The organism is Candidatus Accumulibacter vicinus, from assembly GCF_000584955.1.
Classification (GTDB): Bacteria; Pseudomonadota; Gammaproteobacteria; order Burkholderiales; family Rhodocyclaceae; genus Accumulibacter; species Accumulibacter vicinus.
The window spans coordinates 45,546-62,278 of the sequence record NZ_JDSS02000013.1 but is presented as its reverse complement, the minus strand read 5'-3'; the positions used below and the strand labels follow the sequence as shown (position 1 = coordinate 62,278).

Below are 16,733 nucleotides of genomic sequence, written 5' to 3'. Positions count from 1 at the left end.
GGCGGCGATCGCGCGCGCCGTTTCGGTGGCCGTCATCCAGGGTACTTCAGCCAGTGTTTCGCCACTCGCCGGGTCCCTGACTGCAAAAGTGCGGCCATCATCGGCGGCTTCCCAGCGACCATCGACATAGCAGTTGGAGCGTAGCAGGCGCGGATCGGTCAGGTGCATGGCTTTTCCCGGTAATAATCTTGAGGGCTGCAGTTTATACTGTGCAGCATGCGTGTCCACCTGCTCATCACCGGCCTCTTTTCTCTGTTGCTGGCAGCCTGCGCGAGCAAGCCGCCGCCGGCGCCGCCGCAACAACCCTCCGAGCTTCCCCAGGCGAGCAGCCCGAAAGGCAACGACGTGGTGCTCTTTGCACTCAGCCTGCTCGATACCGGCTACCGTTTCGGCGGCAAGAACCCTGAAGCGGGTCTCGACTGCAGCGGCATGGTGTCGTATATCTACGGACGCGCAGCAGGGCTTCGGATCAGTGGCAGCGCCGCCGACATCGCCCGCCGTGGTCGCCCGGTCGAACGTGCGGGCCTGCGCCCCGGCGACCTGGTCTTCTTCAACACCCGCAACGCCGCTTTCTCGCATGTCGGGGTGTACATCGGTGACGACCGTTTCATCCACGCGCCATCGAGCAACGGTCGAGTACGCATCGATCAGCTCGGCGCACGCTACTTCGCGCAGCGCTTCGAAACTGCGCGCAGCTACTTCGAATAACGGTCATACTTTCATGATCAGGGGGGGTGTTTTGCAAAGTCATGACCGTTAGAATGGCGCCTCACGGTCACCACTGGTTTCGACCAACGAGGAATTACCATGCCTTTTACACCCGATCTGGTCGATGAACTCAACACCCTGGTCTTCTTCGATCTCGGCAGCACCCAGCAGGGAATCAAGATTCACAAGACCGCCAACCCGGCGATCATCGCGGCGACCCGGCGGCTGCACGCCAAGGGGCTGCTGACGCTGATTGACGGGGGTTATCTGACCAGCCTCGGCCGCGATGCCGCCGAACACGCACAGGCGGTGCTGACCATTCTCAGCTCGACTCCTTCGACAGTCACGGGACCGTAGGGGCAGCTTGCCAATCCGGAGTATGGAGCCATCATGAACACAATGCCCTGCCGGCACCGGTTGCTGGTGCTGCTCGCCGCCGGCATGCTGGCCAACGCCAGCGCCGACGAACAAAATCCTGGCCGGCCGCGCGTCGGTCTGGTTCTCGGCGGCGGCGGCGCACGCGGTGCAGCGCATATCGGCGTCCTCGAAGTGCTCGAAAAAATGCGCGTGCCTGTGGACTGCGTCGCCGGTACCAGCATGGGCGGGCTGGTGGCCGGCGCCTACGCTGCCGGGCTCTCTCCGGCGATCATGCGTCAGGAACTGGCAAAAGCCGACTGGGATGACCTGTTTCAGGACGACCCGCCCTACGCGCAACGGAGTTTTCGCAAGAAGGCTCTGGAAAAGCGCTTCCTGCCAGCTTCGGAGACCGGCGTCGGTGCGGATGGCCTGAAGTACCAGACCGGGGTGGTGACCGGGCAGAAGATCAAACTGTTTTTCAACCAGTTGGTGGGTGATTATCATGGGGAACGGGAAATCGCGGCATTGCCGCTGCCGCTCTCGATCATCGCCACCGACATCGTTCGTGGTGAGCGGGTAGTCTTTCGTGAGGGCAGTCTGACCACCGCGATGCGTGCCAGCATGTCGGTTCCCGGTCTGATGTCGCCGGTCGAAGCCAGGGGCTACAAACTGGTCGACGGGGGGCTGGTGAACAACGTACCGATCGACGAGGTGCGTTCGCGCTGCCAGGCTGACATCGTGATCGCCGTCAACGTCGGATCGCCGCTGTTGCAAGCAAACGAAATCGGCGGATTGCTGAGCGTTGCGACGCAGATGGTGAATATCCTGACCGAGCAGAACGTCACCCGCTCGCTGGCCACACTCAAGCCGACCGACATCTACATCAAGCCGGACCTGGAAGGGGTCAGCGCGGGGGATTTCAAGCGCACCTCGGAAACCGCGGATCGCGGCGTGACGGCGGCCGAGGTGGTTGCCGACCGCTTGCGTCCGCTGGCCGTCAGTGAAGCCGCTTACGCAGCCTGGGCCGGGAAGATCCAGATGGCCCGGCGCGAGGCGCCGAAGATTGATGAGATCCAGATCGCCGGACTCAAACGGGTCAACCCGGTGATGGTTGAAAAGTATATCGAGCTCAAGCCGGGTGACACGCTCGACCCGGCAAGAATCGATACCGCTGTGATGCGGACCTATGGCGATGGCTATTATGAGCATGTCGATTACGCAATGCTCACCGAGCGCCAGCGCAACATCCTGCGTGTGGCGCCGCTCGAAAAGAGTTGGGGACCCGACTACCTGCGCTATGGCATCAATCTCGACACCAACTTCAAGGCCGACTCGACCTATAGCCTGCGCATCGCCTACCACAAGACCTGGCTCAACTCGCTGGGTGGAGAACTCCTGACCTATGGCGAGATCGGTTCGAACAATGGCATCGTGATGGACTACTATCAGCCTGTCGACGAGCGCCAGCGCTATTTCGTCGAAACCAACCTGCGCTATGGCAGCAAATTGTCCAGCATCTATCAGGACGATCGGAAGCTTGCCGAGTACCGGGTTTCTCAGGGCAACGTGAAATTCGGCGGCGGCATCAATCTCGGCACTCTGGGTCAGGTCCGTGCTGGCTGGGACGAAAAATGGTGGAATCCCAGGCTCGATACCGGTTCGCCGCTGCTGCCGGATGCATCGAAGCGGTATGGCGGCTGGTTTGGCCAGATCGACCTCGAACAGACCGATCGCCTCTATTTCCCGACCAGTGGTTGGCGTTCAAAGGTCGAGTATTTCGACTCGCCAGCAAACCACTTCAGCAAACTCGATGCCGGCGCCAGCGTCTTCCACAGCTTCGGCGACTGGGTGCTGAGCAGCCGGCTGTCGTATCAGGGATCCCCCGTCGGGCAGTTGCCCCTTTACGATTCCGGCAGCCTCGGCGGCATGCTCAACATGACCGCCTTTGCCGTCGGACAGTTGAAGGGTGACAACCTGAAATACGGCCAAGTCCGTGCCGAGAGAATCATCGGCCACCTGCCGCTCGGCCTGCGCGGCGACATGCGCCTGGGGTTTGTTTTCGAAGGCGCCAAGGTCGGCACACCCTACACCGAAACCAATCTCAAGGGCTGGATCAACTCGACCGCCATCTACCTCGGCGGTGAAACGCCACTCGGCCCGGTCTACCTGGGTTACGGCTACTCGACTTCAGGATCGAAGGGCGGCTACTCCAATCTCTACCTGTTCCTCGGGACGCCCTGACCACCCAGCGCGCACCTTGTACGCGGACGAGGACGCGGTGCTTGCGAAACGGCCAGGTTGGTATGTGGGATCGAGCCCCCGCGTCGGCAGGGGCTCAAGTCGCCGATGTCGATCGCGACCGATGCAGCAGACGCGCCGCCAGGGCTTTCAGTCCGGTCGGATGCGTTGCGCGTAGTGCCCTTTTGTACGCTTGCGTAGACTGCTTGAGTCTCCTGTTCACCTCGGGATCAAGCGTGATATTCACACTCTTGAGGGTCGTGGCAACGGCCTCCATCTTCTCCGCGTCGGCGCGCAACCCCAATTCACGATAGATGACCGCCAGATGGAGGGCAGCCGGCAGGGCTGCCTGGGCAGTCACTTCCGGTCCACCGAGCGCCTTGAGGAAGTAACTGATCGCGCGTGGAATCTCTCCGGTGGCGGCGGCGGCCTGCCCGCGCATCGACCAGGCACCGCATTCGAAAGTCGCCAGCAACCCTTTGGTGATCGCCTGCTCCAGCAGGGTATCGGCATCCGAAAAGCGCTCGCCCTGGAGGGCGCGCAGGGCAGCTTCGAAATCGGCTTTTCCGGGTCCGGCACTTGCTCCAACGCGGACGAAGCTGGTGCGGCAATGCTCAGAGGATACGCGCTCAGGTTCGACCAGTCCGCATCCAGGAGGTCTGGAGGCGGCCCCTTCGGCAGTCGCGACATCGGGTTCGTCCGGAGATTTCACATGCGTTGCCGGGAGCAAGGCCCGATGCGTCCGCCACCACCAGATCGCCAGCGCGCCCAGACCCAGGATGAGCAGACAGAAACCGGCGATCAGGGTGGCACGCGAAGAGAGCAACCCGTCCCGGTAAGGCTTGGTCGGGGGGTCGGCGGTGGCCTTCACCGCTTGCCGGGGCCTCTCCATCGGCGTCAGCGGTACGGTGAAGGAGTGCCCGGCGAATTCGAGCAAGACGCTGCCACCCATCCTGCCTGTGCCGGCAAAAGCCATGCACAGATCGACGTACGAACCCTCGATCGCGAGCTTCAGCGGAGCACTGGCGCTGTCTCTTGACAAGCCGAGGCTGCCGTCATGGCCCACGATCCTTCTCGACAAGTCGTGCGCGCGCGTTTCCGGAGGCAAATAACGGCATGTCAAGGTGCTTAAACCGACCACGAACGCGCTTTGCGGCTTGGCGATCGCCGCCGATCTGGTGGTCCTGACCCGGATCTCGGGAAGCGCCACCGGGTCCAGCAGCGCACCCGGTGGCACGGTCAGCCGACCCTGAATCTCGAGGAAGTTTTCGCCCGATGGCGGGGATTCGCGGACGTACTCATTGCCGTCGAGCACCCAGATCGCCGGAACCATTTGCGCCTTGAGCGTGCTCAAGGTCCACGATTTTGTCGAAGGCTGGCCAGCGGCAAGCTGAGGCCACACGGCAGTCGACAGGACAAGAAGGGCCGATGCCATGGCACGCATCGAGAATCACTCAGTTGGAATAGTCGATCATGCAGTAGAGCTTTACACATTTGGGGTTCTGGATCAAGCGCCGGGTGCGCATGCAAGTGAGCTGGAGTTGAGCGGATTCCTGCCGCTACCCAGGCCATGTCGAAAGCCGGTTGAAGGGGGATCTGTCGCCCGGGACAGGATTGCTTTGTAAGCAGGGTATTACCCATAATAATAATGTCGCTTGCGCCTTTCCGCATCGCCACGGCATACACGCAGTCAACGGGCGGTTCACTCGGCGTCATCGCTATTTATCCCCCGACCTGAACGGCTTCTTGCCATGCCTGAACACCGCCTGTTATCCCTACTTCGTGTTGCAGCGATCGTGGCCATGGCCGCCTTTCCACTGGTTTGCGCATTCGCCGCCGAGTCGACCGAACCGGGCAAGCGGTTCGAGGACTGGTCGCAAACTCTGGTCGCCCAGGCCAGCGCCCAGCCTGAACCCGCGGGCATTGCCCGCAGCCCGGCTCTTCAGGGCGGACAGGCTGGCCGGCGGATGGCGCTGGTCATCGGCAACGACGCCTACGAGAAAGTCGCCAAACTGGAAAAGGCCGGCAACGACGCACTGGCCATGGCGCGAGAACTCAGGGCAGCCGGATTCGAAGTGTTGCAGCACCGCAACCTCAACTACCGGGGCATGGTCAAGGCGGTGGAAACCTTCATCAACAGAATCACCGGGGGCGATCAGGTGGTCGTGTTCTTTGCCGGACACGGGGTGCAGATCAGGTCGGGCAGTTACCTGTTGCCGGTGGATATCGAAGCCAGCAGCGAAGGTGAAGTCGAGAAGACTGCGTATGGGCTGACCGACCTCACGGAAAGGCTCAGCGAAGCGAAGGCCTCGTTTGCCTTGGTGATCATTGACGCTTGCCGCGACAACCCCCTTAAATCGAGAGGGCGAAGCGTCGGCAGTACGCGCGGATTGAGCGCCATCGAGCCTCCCAAGGGGCAAATGGTGGTGTATTCCGCCAGCAAGGGCCAGCAGGCGCTGGACCGCCTGAGCGATCATGACCAGAACCCCAACGGTGTCTTCACTCGCGAGTTCATCGCTCGCATGAAACGGCCGGGCGTGCGCATTGAAGATCTGATGCGGGAAGTGCAAGACGCTGTAGAAGTGCTGGCGAGCAAGATCAGCCATGAGCAAAGACCCGCGCTATACAACGAATCGCGAGGCAGCTTCTACTTTTACGGGCCGACGGTCATGCAGGTGCAGGTGCAGCCGACCGCCGACCCGGAGGGCGAGGCGTGGAAAGCGGCGCAGGAAGCGGCGAGCATGACCGGGTATCAGGCGTATCTCGACAGCTACCCCAATGGTCGCTACGCGGCCGCGGCGAAGGTGAAACTTGCCGTCCTCAAGAAACCCGACAATGTCGATCGCCCGGTTGTGGCGCCGCCATTACCAGTCGCGGCAGAGGACCCGGAAACCCAGTTCTGGAACGAAGTGAAGGCCAGCGGCGCACGCGAATACCTCGACGCCTACCTCAAAAAATACCCCAGGGGCAAGTATGTCGCACTGGCGAGGATCGAACTGAAGAAGCTCGACGACCGTGACAAGGCACAACAGGCCAGGGAGGAGGCCGAGAAACAGCAGGCCGACGAGCGCGAACGGCAGGAGGCGTTGCGTACTGAACAGAGCGTGTGGGAAGAGGCCAAAGCCGGTGCCAGCATGGGCGCCTACGCCGCTTACCTGGCGCGCTACCCGAAAGGGCGCTACGCGGTGCTGGCGCAGGCGGCCCAGCAAAAATTGCAACGTGAAGCGGGCGAACGGGAGAAGCAGGACAGCGCGCAGCGCCGGCAGGTTGAAGAGCGACAAAAGCGTACCGTCGAGCGAGAACCGCGCGGAGCCGAAAAAGCGGCCGGCGAACTGCGACCCGACAAGGTCAAGGTCTTCAGGGATTGCCCGGACTGCCCGGAGATGGTGGAGATCCCGGCAGGCAGTTTCGAGATGGGCTCGCCGGCCTCGGAGGCCGGCCGTTTCGACTCCGAAGGTCCGCAGCACCGCGTCAGCGTCAACAGCTTTGCGGCCGGCAAGTTCGAAGTGACGCGCGGTCAGTTTGCTGCCTTTGTCAATGCCACCGGCTACAACGCCGGCAGCGAGTGCTATACGTTTGAGGGGGGCAGGAGCGAAAAGCGGAGCGGTCGCAACTGGCAGAACCCCGGCTATGCGCAGACCGAAAACCATCCGGTGGTCTGTGTGAGTTGGGACGACGCCAAGGCTTACATTGCGTGGCTGAGTCAGAAGACGAACAAGAGCTACCGTTTGCTGAGCGAGGCCGAATGGGAGTACGCGGCGCGGGCAGGCAGCAGTACGGCCCGATACTGGGGCGCGAGCCCGGACACGGCGTGCGCCTACGCCAACGTGATGGATGCCGCCGGCAAGAGCCAGGTGCCTGGGATCAGTTGGGAAGTACACAACTGCAACGACGGCAGTGCCTATACAGCGGCGGTCGGCAGTTACAAACCGAACGCTTTCGGGCTGTACGACATGATCGGCAATGTCTGGGAATGGACCGAGGATTGCTGGAACCGGAGCTATGCGGGTGCGCCGAGTGATGGGGCGGCCTGGACGACCGGAGAATGCTCTGTCGGGCGCGTGCTGCGCGGCGGTTCCTGGTACTTCATTCCGCGCTACGCTCGTTTGGCCACGCGCGACTGGTTCGTCCCGTCGAGCCGGAACATCAACTACGGTTTTCGTCTCGCCAGGATGCTGCCATAGCATCAGCAGTGGAAGCCTGCCTTGGCGCGTTACCGGGTTTCCCCGCCGGTCGCCCGTTGCAGCGTCAGAACGAAACTCACGCCATCCTCGACGTTGCAGGCGGCGATGGTGCCGCCCATCTTGGCCATGTAGGTCTTGGCAACGAACAGTCCCTGGCCACGGTTGCCTTGGGCACCGGCTTCCGGCTGATCGGACACCCCGTACTCGAAGATTTTGTCGATCAGATCATCGGCGATCGGCAAGCCTTCGTTGTGGATGATGACCGTGGCCGTGTTTTCACGGGTTTCCAGGGTGAGGGTGATCGGGGTGCCGGGGTATCGGTAGCGGTCGGCATTCTTCAGGATGTGCGAAAAGACATCTTCGAGTGGGTATTCGTCGGCGCGCACCGGGACCGGTTTGTCGGTTGGCGTATGGCTCAGGTCGGTGATGCCGGCGTTGTCGGCGACGTTGCGGAGGAACTCGGCAATATCGATGGTTTGTACCTGCAGGGCGGATGACTGAAAGGCCTCGCTGGGGCTGGCGCTGCCGTACAGGATGCGTATCGCCTGCTGCATACGGTTGATGTAGCGCTGACTGGGGTCGTCCGGGTGCCCATGCAGCGCCAGCAGGGATTGCAGCGGCGACATGATTTCGTGGCCGACGGCATGCCACAGATCCTTTTCCTGCTCGGCGCGGATTCTCTCCCGTTCGGCATCCTCCTTGACCCGGCGCAGGAGGTCGTTGAGGCAGTTGGCAAGGATGCCCAGTTCGTCGCTGCCCCGCAAGTCGGCCAGATCGAATGGCGCCAGGCCACCGGTGGCCTGGACGCTTCTCGATAGCTCGCTGGAACGTCGGGTCAGGCGGGTAATGCGGCGGACGATACCCCATTCGATGACCAGCCACGCAAGCCCGATGGCCAGCAGCATTGCGCCGACGAACCAGGAAACGCGGGTGGCGACGGCGCTCAGGGTCTTGTTGACGCTGCGGGCATCGCCCTTGAGCAGAATCCGGTAATTTCCCAGCGGCGTGGCCACCTCGTCGACGAGTTCGACGGGGGTGTCATAGCTCTCTACCGGCAGCTTGCGAATCAGCCGGGTGAGCAGGGGTGAGGTTTGTTCGAGCACCTCGTCCCGGCCTTTCAGTTGCACCAGATCGGTTTCGTTGCCGCTGCCCGCCTTGCGGATGCTCAGCGTTTCTCCCGGCAGCAGCAGGCCGGTGAGTTCGTTGAGCGAAAAGGGCGGGACCGCTCCTTCTTCATTGCTGTCGAAGAGCGCCTTCTCGTCTCCGGGCGGTAACACTTCGATGCGAACCTGAAACTGGTCGAGGTCGGGCGGCGGCCACAGGGGTCGTTTGCCCTCGAAGAGCGCATCGCGCAGCGCGTCGACCGGCAGGCGCAGCGAGAAGAAGGATTTCTTCGTGCAATGCTCCTCGTCCTCGTGGGCGACATCGAGGCATTTCCCACTCTGCCATACCCAGCCGCGGAATTCCTTTAACGGTTTGGCCGCGCTGTAATCCCGGCCGGCGAGTTCCAGGTAGCCGGTAAAACGGCCGCGCACGCCCTCGACCTGCGGACGGGCGTGGCCGGCCAGGGTTTCAAAGGGTGCAAGCCAGCGGTAGGTCTGGCCGCGCAGGCTCACCACCACTCGCAAGCGGTGGGCGCCATCGAGGTATTCGTCGCCGATCCGGTGCGAGACGAGTGGGCCGCTGGCGAAGGTGCCGGCGGCATAGATGAAGCCGCCGGCCCACGGATTGTTGCCGATGGCAATGCACAGACTGCCGTAATTCCTGTACTGAACCAGGCAGCCGGCCATTTCCACGGCATGCCGGACCTTGTTCTGGTCGTCGAAATCAATGCTTGCAAAGGGCAGCACGACCGGCCGCAGCGCGATGGCCGGAACCAGACTGCGGGGCGGGTTGAGGAGCGCCAGTTGCCCGGCAGGGTGGCGCAGCCGGGCGACGATCTGTTCCTTGGTCTTGGCGAAGCTCTCCTGATAGTTGTCGTAGCTGCGCTGCTTCTCCTCCTGCAGGACGGTGACGGTCATGGCGACGACCGCCAGAGCGAGGAGCAGGAAGGCGCTGCGGAAAAGGAGGCGCAGCCGGAAGGATGCCAGCCAGACCAGCGCTGTGGTCATTCCGATTTGAGCGCTGTTCCGGAAGTCTGACCGGACCAGCGGAAGCCGCGCATGGGAATGTTTTCGATGCAGTCGAAATCCTCGTCCAGTTCGCGAAAGGCCTCGCGAATGGTGCTGATGTGCTTGCGGACATTGTCCCGGTTGCGGCCACTCTTGACGACCTGAAAGAGTTCGTCGTAAGAGACGACCTGGCCACGTTTCTGGTACAGGGTGGCGAGGATGCGCTGTGCGGTCAGCGGCAGGTTTACCCGCTTGCCCCGCCACAGGGGGGTACTCTGCCGCAGAGGGTCAAGGGAAAGTTCGTCACCGGCGGACACGGAGGCTTTGCCGTGGCCCCGATCCCGCGCGGCGCGGAGGATTTCCAGGAAGGTATCGATGAAGTCCGCCTCGGAAAAGGTGGTCTTCTGCAGATAATCCCAGGCGTCGAGCGCTTTCATGATGCTGCGGTAGATCGTCGCGGGCATCGCCGAGACCACCAGTACCGGCGTGCCGCGGCCCCCCTTGTTGATGGCGTTGATGATCGCCACGCCGGCATGGCGCTCGCGTCCCAGTTCGATATCCAGCACCACCAGGTCGTAGGCCTCGCGGGCAATGGCCACCTCCGCATCGTCGCGGGTGAACCATTGCGCTACGGTGATTCCCGGCCGGGCGGAGAGGATCCACTCCTTGAGTTGATTGCTGGTGGGCAGGTCGTCTTCGATGACGGCGACTTTGAACATGGCGCGCTCCCTGACGGTTTGGCGCAAGTATCCCTGATTTTCCGGGTGCGGACATCGCCATCCGGTGCGTCACTGCCTGCGCGTGCGGATATTGTCCTCGTAACGGCCGTCCGGCGATAGCCGGGGCGACACCCCTGCAGGCTTGCGGAATGTGCACCCACGATTTTTTGCGTGATTGCATGATACAAAATTAAATTTTACAATACGGGATGTTCTGATTGCTGCACCGCGGTACCGCGAGGTCCGTCAAGGGTTTAAGCTGCCAGGTGCCGTTCATCTCGGCCGCCAGCAAAGAAAACCATCCAATTCACGATTCCCAAGATCAGGAGACAAATCATGGCAGATCTGCCCGAAAACGCGCTGTCGGCCAGCATGAACGATGCGGACCCACAAGAGACCCAGGAATGGCAGGACGCCCTGAGCGGCGTCATCGACAAGGAGGGCGCCGAGCGTGCCCACTTCCTGATCGAATGCCTGATTGCCCAGGCGCGCCAGGAGGGAATCGACATTCCCTACAGTGCCGCCACTGAATATGTCAACACCATTCCGGTCGACCAGCAGCCGAAGTATCCCGGCAATGCCGACCTGGAAATCCGGATTCATAACTACATCCGCTGGAACGCCATGGCGATGGTCGTTCGCGCCAACCGGGACAGCAACGTCGGCGGCCATATCGCTTCCTTCGCTTCGGCGGCAGCGCTCTACGATGTCGGTTTCTCGTGGTTCTGGCGCGCGCCTTCCGAGCAGCACGGCGGCGACCTGATCTTCTTCCAGGGGCATTCGGTTCCCGGTGTCTATGCGCGCGCGCACCTGCTCGGCCGGCTGACCGACGAACAGATGGACTGTTTCCGCCAGGAAGTCGACGGCCAGGGCGTCTCGTCCTACCCGCATCCGTGGCTGATGCCGGATTTCTGGCAATTCCCGACGGTTTCGATGGGTCTCGGCCCGATCCAGGCGATCTATCAGGCGCGCTTCATGAAATACCTGGACAGCCGCGGTTTCATCCAGGCTAGCGACCGCAAGGTCTGGGCCTTCCTCGGCGACGGCGAGACCGATGAAGTCGAATCGCTGGGCGCCATCGGCATGGCCGCGCGCGAGCGACTCGACAACCTGATTTTCGTGATCAACTGCAACCTGCAGCGTCTCGACGGTCCGGTGCGAGGCAACGGCAAGATCATCCAGGAACTCGAGGGGACTTTCCGCGGCGCCGGCTGGAACGTCATCAAGCTGATCTGGGGAACCCAGTGGGACGCGCTGTTCCTGCGCGACAAGAAGGGCATTCTCAAGCAGCGGATGATGGAGGCGGTGGACGGCGAGTACCAGACCTTCAAGGCCAAGGACGGTGCCTATGTCCGCGAGCACTTCTTCAACACCCCGGAACTCAAGGAACTCGTCGCCGACTGGACCGACGATCAGGTCTGGGGGTTGAACCGGGGTGGCCACGACATCTTCAAGATCTTCAGCGCCTACAAGAGCGCCGTCGAGCACAAGGGGCAGCCGACGCTGATCCTGGCCAAGACGATCAAGGGATATGGCATGGGCCAGGCCGGCGAGGGGATGAACATCTCGCATCAGCAGAAGAAACTCGATTACGACGCGATCAGGCGCTTCCGCGACCGTTTCAACCTGCCGGTGCCGGACGACCAGATCAAGGCACTGCCGTACCTGAAGTTTGCCGAGGGTTCGCCCGAACTGACCTACATGCGGCAGCGGCGAATGGACCTCGGCGGTTACCTGCCAAAGCGCCGGCGCCTGGCGGAACCGCTGGAAATCCCCGAACTATCGGCTTTCGAGACGCTGCTCAAGGCCTCGGGCGAGGGTCGCGAAGTGTCCACGACGATGGCCATCGTCCGTTTTCTCAACATCCTGCTCAAGGACAAGAAAGTGGGCCGGCACGTCGTCCCGATCGTCCCCGACGAGTCCCGGACTTTCGGCATGGAAGGCCTCTTCCGCCAGATCGGCATCTGGAACCAGGAAGGGCAGAAATATGTTCCCGAAGACCATGACCAGTTGATGTTCTACAAGGAGTCGAAAGACGGGCAGGTGTTGCAGGAAGGGATCAATGAGGCCGGCGCGATGAGCGACTGGATCGCTGCCGCGACGGCATACTCGGTACATGGCGTGCAGATGATTCCCTTCTACATCTGCTATTCGATGTTCGGTTTTCAGCGCACCATGGATCTGTGCTGGGCGGCTGGCGACCAACGTGCCCGCGGTTTCCTGATCGGCGGCACCGCCGGTCGCACGACGCTCAACGGCGAAGGCCTGCAGCACGAAGACGGCCATTCGCTGATCCTCTCGGGCCTGATTCCGAACTGCCTCAGCTACGACCCGACCTTCTCGTTCGAAGTCGCGGTGATCATGCGCGAAGGCATGCGCCGCATGTACCAGGAGCAGGAGGACATCTTCTACTACCTGACGGTGATGAACGAGAACTACGAACATCCGGAAATGCCCGCGGGTGCAGAAGCCGACATTCTCAAAGGCATGTACCTGCTGCGCCGCGGTCAGTCGTCGGACAGCAATCCGGCGGCGCCGCGCGTACAACTGCTGGGATCGGGAACGATCTTCCGCGAAGTCATTGCCGCTGCCGACCTGCTCAAGAACGACTGGGGAGTCGATGCCGACCTCTGGGCTTGCCCGAGCTTCACCGAACTGGCGCGCAACGGCAACGCCGTGCAACGCGCGAACCTGCTCAACCCGCTGGCCAGGCCACAGGTGTCGCATGTCGAGGCCTGCCTGGGCGATACCCGCGGCCCGATCATTGCCGCGACCGATTACGTGCGCCTGTTCGCCGAGCAGATTCGGCCCTTCCTCAACCGTCGCTACGTGGCGCTCGGCACCGACGGTTTCGGCCGCTCGGACACGCGCGCGAAGTTGCGGCACTTCTTCGAGGTCGACCGCCGCTGGGTCACCATTGCCGCGCTCAAAGCCCTTGCCGACGATGGCACGATCGAGCGCAGCAAGGTCGCCGAAGCGATTGCCCGGTACGGCATCGACGTGAACAAACCCAACCCGATGACGGTTTAAGGGAGGCCCCTGATGAGCCAATTGATCGAAGTGAAAGTCCCGGACATCGGTGATTACACCGACGTGCCGGTCATCGACATCTGTGTTCTGCCCGGCGACGTCGTCAAGCTGGACGATGCGCTGGTGACCCTCGAATCCGACAAGGCGACCATGGATGTGCCATCGACGGTGGCCGGCGTGGTCAGGGAAGTGCGCGTTCAGCTCGGCGAGAAACTGTCCGAAGGCGCCGTGGTTGCCGTCATCGAAGCGTCTGCCGCAGGCGACGCCGTGCCGGCTGCCGCCCACACGGCTCCCCCGGTGGCAGCCGCCGCCGTGGTCAGCGTAGCGCCAGCGGCGAGTGGCGGCATCCCTGTCGAGGTCGCAGTGCCGGGTATCGGCACTTACCATGACGTGCCAACCCCGGCAGCATCGCCACCGGTCGCCGGCCTCGCGCTCGGCGCCCGCACCCACGCCAGCCCGTCGGTACGCCTGCTGGCGCGCGAACTCGGCGTCGATCTCTCCAGGGTCCAGGCCAGCGGACCGAAAGGCCGCATCGTCAAGGAAGACGTCACCGCCTACGTCAAGGGGGTCATGACGGCTGCCCCGGCGCTTGCCGCCGCGCCATCGCTCGGCGGTGGTCTCGACCTGCTGCCCTGGCCGAAGGTCGACTTCGCCAAGTTCGGCCCAGTCGAAGTCAGACCGCTGGCACGAATCAAGAAAATCTCCGCGCAGAACCTGGCACGCAACTGGGTGATGGTTCCGGGGGTCACCTATCACGAAGACGCCGACATCACCGATCTCGAAGCCTTTCGCGTGGCGATGAACCAGGAGAACGAGAAGTCGGGCCTGAAGATCACCATGCTCGCCTTCCTGATCAAGGCCTGCACCGTCGCGCTGAAGAAATTCCCGGAATTCAACAGCTCGCTCGACGGCGACAACCTGGTGCTCAAGCAGTATTGCCATATTGCCTTTGCCGCCGACACGCCGAATGGCCTGGTCGTTCCAGTGATCAAGAACGCCGATCAGAAATCGGTGGTGCAACTCGCCGTCGAGAGCGGCGAACTCGCCAAAAAGGCGCGCGACGGCAAGCTCGGACCAGCGGAGATGTCCGGTGCCTGCTTCACCATCTCCAGCCTGGGCGGCATCGGCGGCACCTATTTCTCGCCGATCATCAACGCACCGGAAGTCGCCATCCTGGGGGTCAACCGGTCGGTGATGAAACCGATCTGGAACGGCCGCGAGTTTGCGCCGCGCCTGATCCTGCCGATGTCCCTGACCGCCGACCACCGCGTCATCGACGGCGCTTTGGCCACCCGCTTCAACGTCTTTGTCGCGCAACTCCTTGCCGACATGCGGCGCGTGCTGCTCTGATCGGGAGAAAAATCATGAGCCAGATCATTGAAGTGAAAGTGCCCGACATCGGCGACTACCACGATGTGCCGGTGATCGATATCTGCGTCAACACCGGGGATACAGTCCAGGTCGACGATGCGCTGATCACCCTCGAATCCGACAAGGCGACGATGGACGTGCCGAGCAGCGTTGCCGGCGTCGTCAAGGAGGTGAAAGTCAGCCTGGGTGAGCGGATCTCGGAAGGAACGGTGGTTGCCCTGATCGAGACCGCCGACGCGGCGCAGGAAGGTGTACTGGCAACAAGCGCTGCCGCGCCACCAGCGGCCAGCGTCGCCCCCGCGCCGCAGGCTGCCCCGCCGATCACCGGTAGCGCCGACCTCGAGTGCGAGATGCTCGTCCTCGGCGCCGGCCCGGGCGGTTACTCGGCGGCTTTCCGCAGCGCCGACCTGGGCATGCAGACCGTCCTCGTCGAGCGCTACCCGACACTCGGCGGCGTCTGCCTCAACGTCGGCTGCATCCCGTCCAAGGCGCTGCTGCACATCACCGGCGTCATGGACGAAGCGCAGCACATGGCCGACTGCGGCGTCAGTTTCGGCGCGCCGAGCATCGACCTCGACCGGCTGCGCGCGCACAAGGACCAGGTCGTCGGCAAGCTCACCGGCGGCCTCGCCGGCATGGCCAAGGGACGCAAGGTCGAGGTCGTGCAGGGCGTCGGCCAGTTCGTCGACGCGCATCACGTCGAAGTGGCATTGGCCGGCGGCGGCAGCAAGCGGATCAAGTTCCGGAAAGCGATCATCGCCGCCGGCTCGCAACCGATCGCGCTGCCGTTCATGCCCAAGGACGATCCGCGCGTCGTCGACTCGACCGGCGCCCTCGAACTGCGGCAGATTCCGAAGAGCATGCTGGTCGTCGGCGGCGGCATCATCGGCCTCGAGATGGCCAGCGTGTACTCGGCGCTCGGTTCGCGAATCACCGTCGTCGAACTCGGAGGCGTCCTGATGCCCGGCGCCGACCGCGACCTGGTCAAGGTCTGGGAGAAGAGGAACGCCCACCGCTTCGACCGGATCCTGCTCAACACCGGCGTCGTCGCCGCCGCAGCCACTCCCGAGGGAATCGAGGTGACCTACAGCAACGACGAGAAAGAGCGCTTCGACCTCGTGCTGGTCGCCGTCGGCCGCTCGCCGAACGGCAAGAAACTGGCGGCCGAGAAGGCTGGCGTTGCCGTCAATGAGCGCGGCTTCATCCCCGTCGATACGCAGTTGCGAACCAATGTAGCGCACATCTACGCCGTCGGCGACATCGTCGGGCAGCCGATGCTGGCGCACAAGGGCGTGCATGAGGCACACGTCGCCGCCGAAGCCGCCAACGGCGGCAAGCGCTGCTTCGACGCCCTGCAGATCCCGTCGGTCGCTTACACCGACCCGGAAATCGCCTGGGCCGGCAAGACCGAAGAGCAGTGCAAAGCCGAGGGTATCCCCTACGGCAAGAGCGTCTTCCCCTGGGCGGCGTCGGGGCGCGCACTGGCCAATGGCCGGGAAGAAGGATTCACCAAACTGATTTTCGACGAGAAGACGCATCGCATCATCGGCGGCAGCATCGTCGGCACCGACGCCGGCGACCTGATCGGCGAAGTCTGTCTGGCGATCGAAATGGGCTGCGACGCCACCGACATCGGCCACACCATCCACCCGCACCCGACCCTCGGCGAGTCGGTCGGTATGGCGGCGGAGGTCTATGAGGGCGTCTGCACCGACCTGCCGGCGGTGAAGAAGAGGTAGGCGAAGCGATTTCCGGTGGTACGCTGCCGCCGCACGCGAAGTTCGGCGGCGTCGTTCTTTCGATGAACCGGAAGTGATGGTTTCGTTTGCGCTTGACCACTGGAGCGACAGGGAGTTGGTGTTTTTGTCATGGGTGCCGATCATCTACCCCGGCTGAATGCCTTGATGCGCCAATAGGATGATTTACCTTGACACCTATCAGTTTAAGTTGGCACCCAAAACGGAGGCAGCGGCGATCCAGTTTCGACGAGTCGGTAGAGCTTTCTCAAACCGCGG

10 protein-coding genes are annotated in these 16,733 nt (G+C 62.8%); 7 read left to right on the top strand and 3 right to left on the bottom strand.

The genetic code is table 11. The annotated features are described in order from the left end of the window. Nucleotides 1-216: 216 nt before the first annotated feature. From CAPSK01_RS03550 to CAPSK01_RS03540, 3 genes are all read left to right on the top strand, one after another. Entirely contained in the window at nt 217-708 is a 492-nt protein-coding gene (locus CAPSK01_RS03550; RefSeq protein ID WP_034922632.1) for a C40 family peptidase, read from the top strand. 99 nt (nt 709-807) lie between these two features. Beyond that, a complete protein-coding gene (locus tag CAPSK01_RS03545) occupies nt 808-1,065 on the top strand; it encodes a TIGR02647 family protein (protein ID WP_034922630.1) in 258 nt (85 codons plus the stop codon). A 33-nt stretch (nt 1,066-1,098) separates the two neighbouring features. Beyond that, entirely contained in the window at nt 1,099-3,306 is a 2,208-nt protein-coding gene (locus tag CAPSK01_RS03540) for a patatin-like phospholipase family protein (protein WP_034922628.1), read from the top strand. Between the two features lie 94 nt (nt 3,307-3,400). Here CAPSK01_RS03540 and CAPSK01_RS03535 read toward each other — a convergent pair whose 3' ends face one another. After that, on the bottom strand, nt 3,401-4,657 hold the full coding sequence (locus tag CAPSK01_RS03535; RefSeq protein WP_273703021.1) for a tetratricopeptide repeat protein: 1,257 nt from the start codon (nt 4,655-4,657) through the stop codon (nt 3,401-3,403). A gap of 397 nt (nt 4,658-5,054) precedes the next feature. On the opposite strand from CAPSK01_RS03535, the gene CAPSK01_RS21705 reads away from it, so the two are divergent. Then, nucleotides 5,055-7,487, top strand: coding sequence for an SUMF1/EgtB/PvdO family nonheme iron enzyme (locus tag CAPSK01_RS21705; protein ID WP_273703020.1), 2,433 nt, complete (start codon nt 5,055-5,057; stop codon nt 7,485-7,487). Nucleotides 7,488-7,516: 29 nt separating this feature from the next. Here the strand turns inward: CAPSK01_RS21705 and CAPSK01_RS03525 are convergent, their stop codons facing one another. Both CAPSK01_RS03525 and CAPSK01_RS03520 read right to left on the bottom strand, forming a co-directional pair. Next, entirely contained in the window at nt 7,517-9,598 is a 2,082-nt protein-coding gene (locus tag CAPSK01_RS03525; protein WP_034922623.1) for a HAMP domain-containing sensor histidine kinase, read from the bottom strand. Beyond that, nucleotides 9,595-10,317, bottom strand: coding sequence for a response regulator (locus CAPSK01_RS03520; RefSeq protein WP_034922620.1), 723 nt, complete (start codon nt 10,315-10,317; stop codon nt 9,595-9,597). Before CAPSK01_RS03520 ends, CAPSK01_RS03525 begins: the two co-directional genes overlap by 4 nt. Before the next feature lie 336 nt (nt 10,318-10,653). On the opposite strand from CAPSK01_RS03520, the gene aceE reads away from it, so the two are divergent. The 3 genes from aceE to lpdA are packed head-to-tail and all read left to right on the top strand — an operon-like array spanning nt 10,654 to nt 16,457. Next, nucleotides 10,654-13,347, top strand: a complete 2,694-nt coding sequence (aceE, locus tag CAPSK01_RS03515; protein WP_034922617.1) for a pyruvate dehydrogenase (acetyl-transferring), homodimeric type — start codon at nt 10,654-10,656, stop codon at nt 13,345-13,347. 12 nt (nt 13,348-13,359) lie between these two features. Continuing rightward, complete coding sequence (gene aceF / locus CAPSK01_RS03510) at nt 13,360-14,697, top strand: dihydrolipoyllysine-residue acetyltransferase (RefSeq protein WP_034922614.1); 1,338 nt, start codon at nt 13,360-13,362, stop codon at nt 14,695-14,697. Between the two features lie 14 nt (nt 14,698-14,711). Next, on the top strand, nt 14,712-16,457 hold the full coding sequence (gene lpdA / locus CAPSK01_RS03505) for a dihydrolipoyl dehydrogenase (protein ID WP_034922610.1): 1,746 nt from the start codon (nt 14,712-14,714) through the stop codon (nt 16,455-16,457). Nucleotides 16,458-16,733 lie beyond the last annotated feature (276 nt).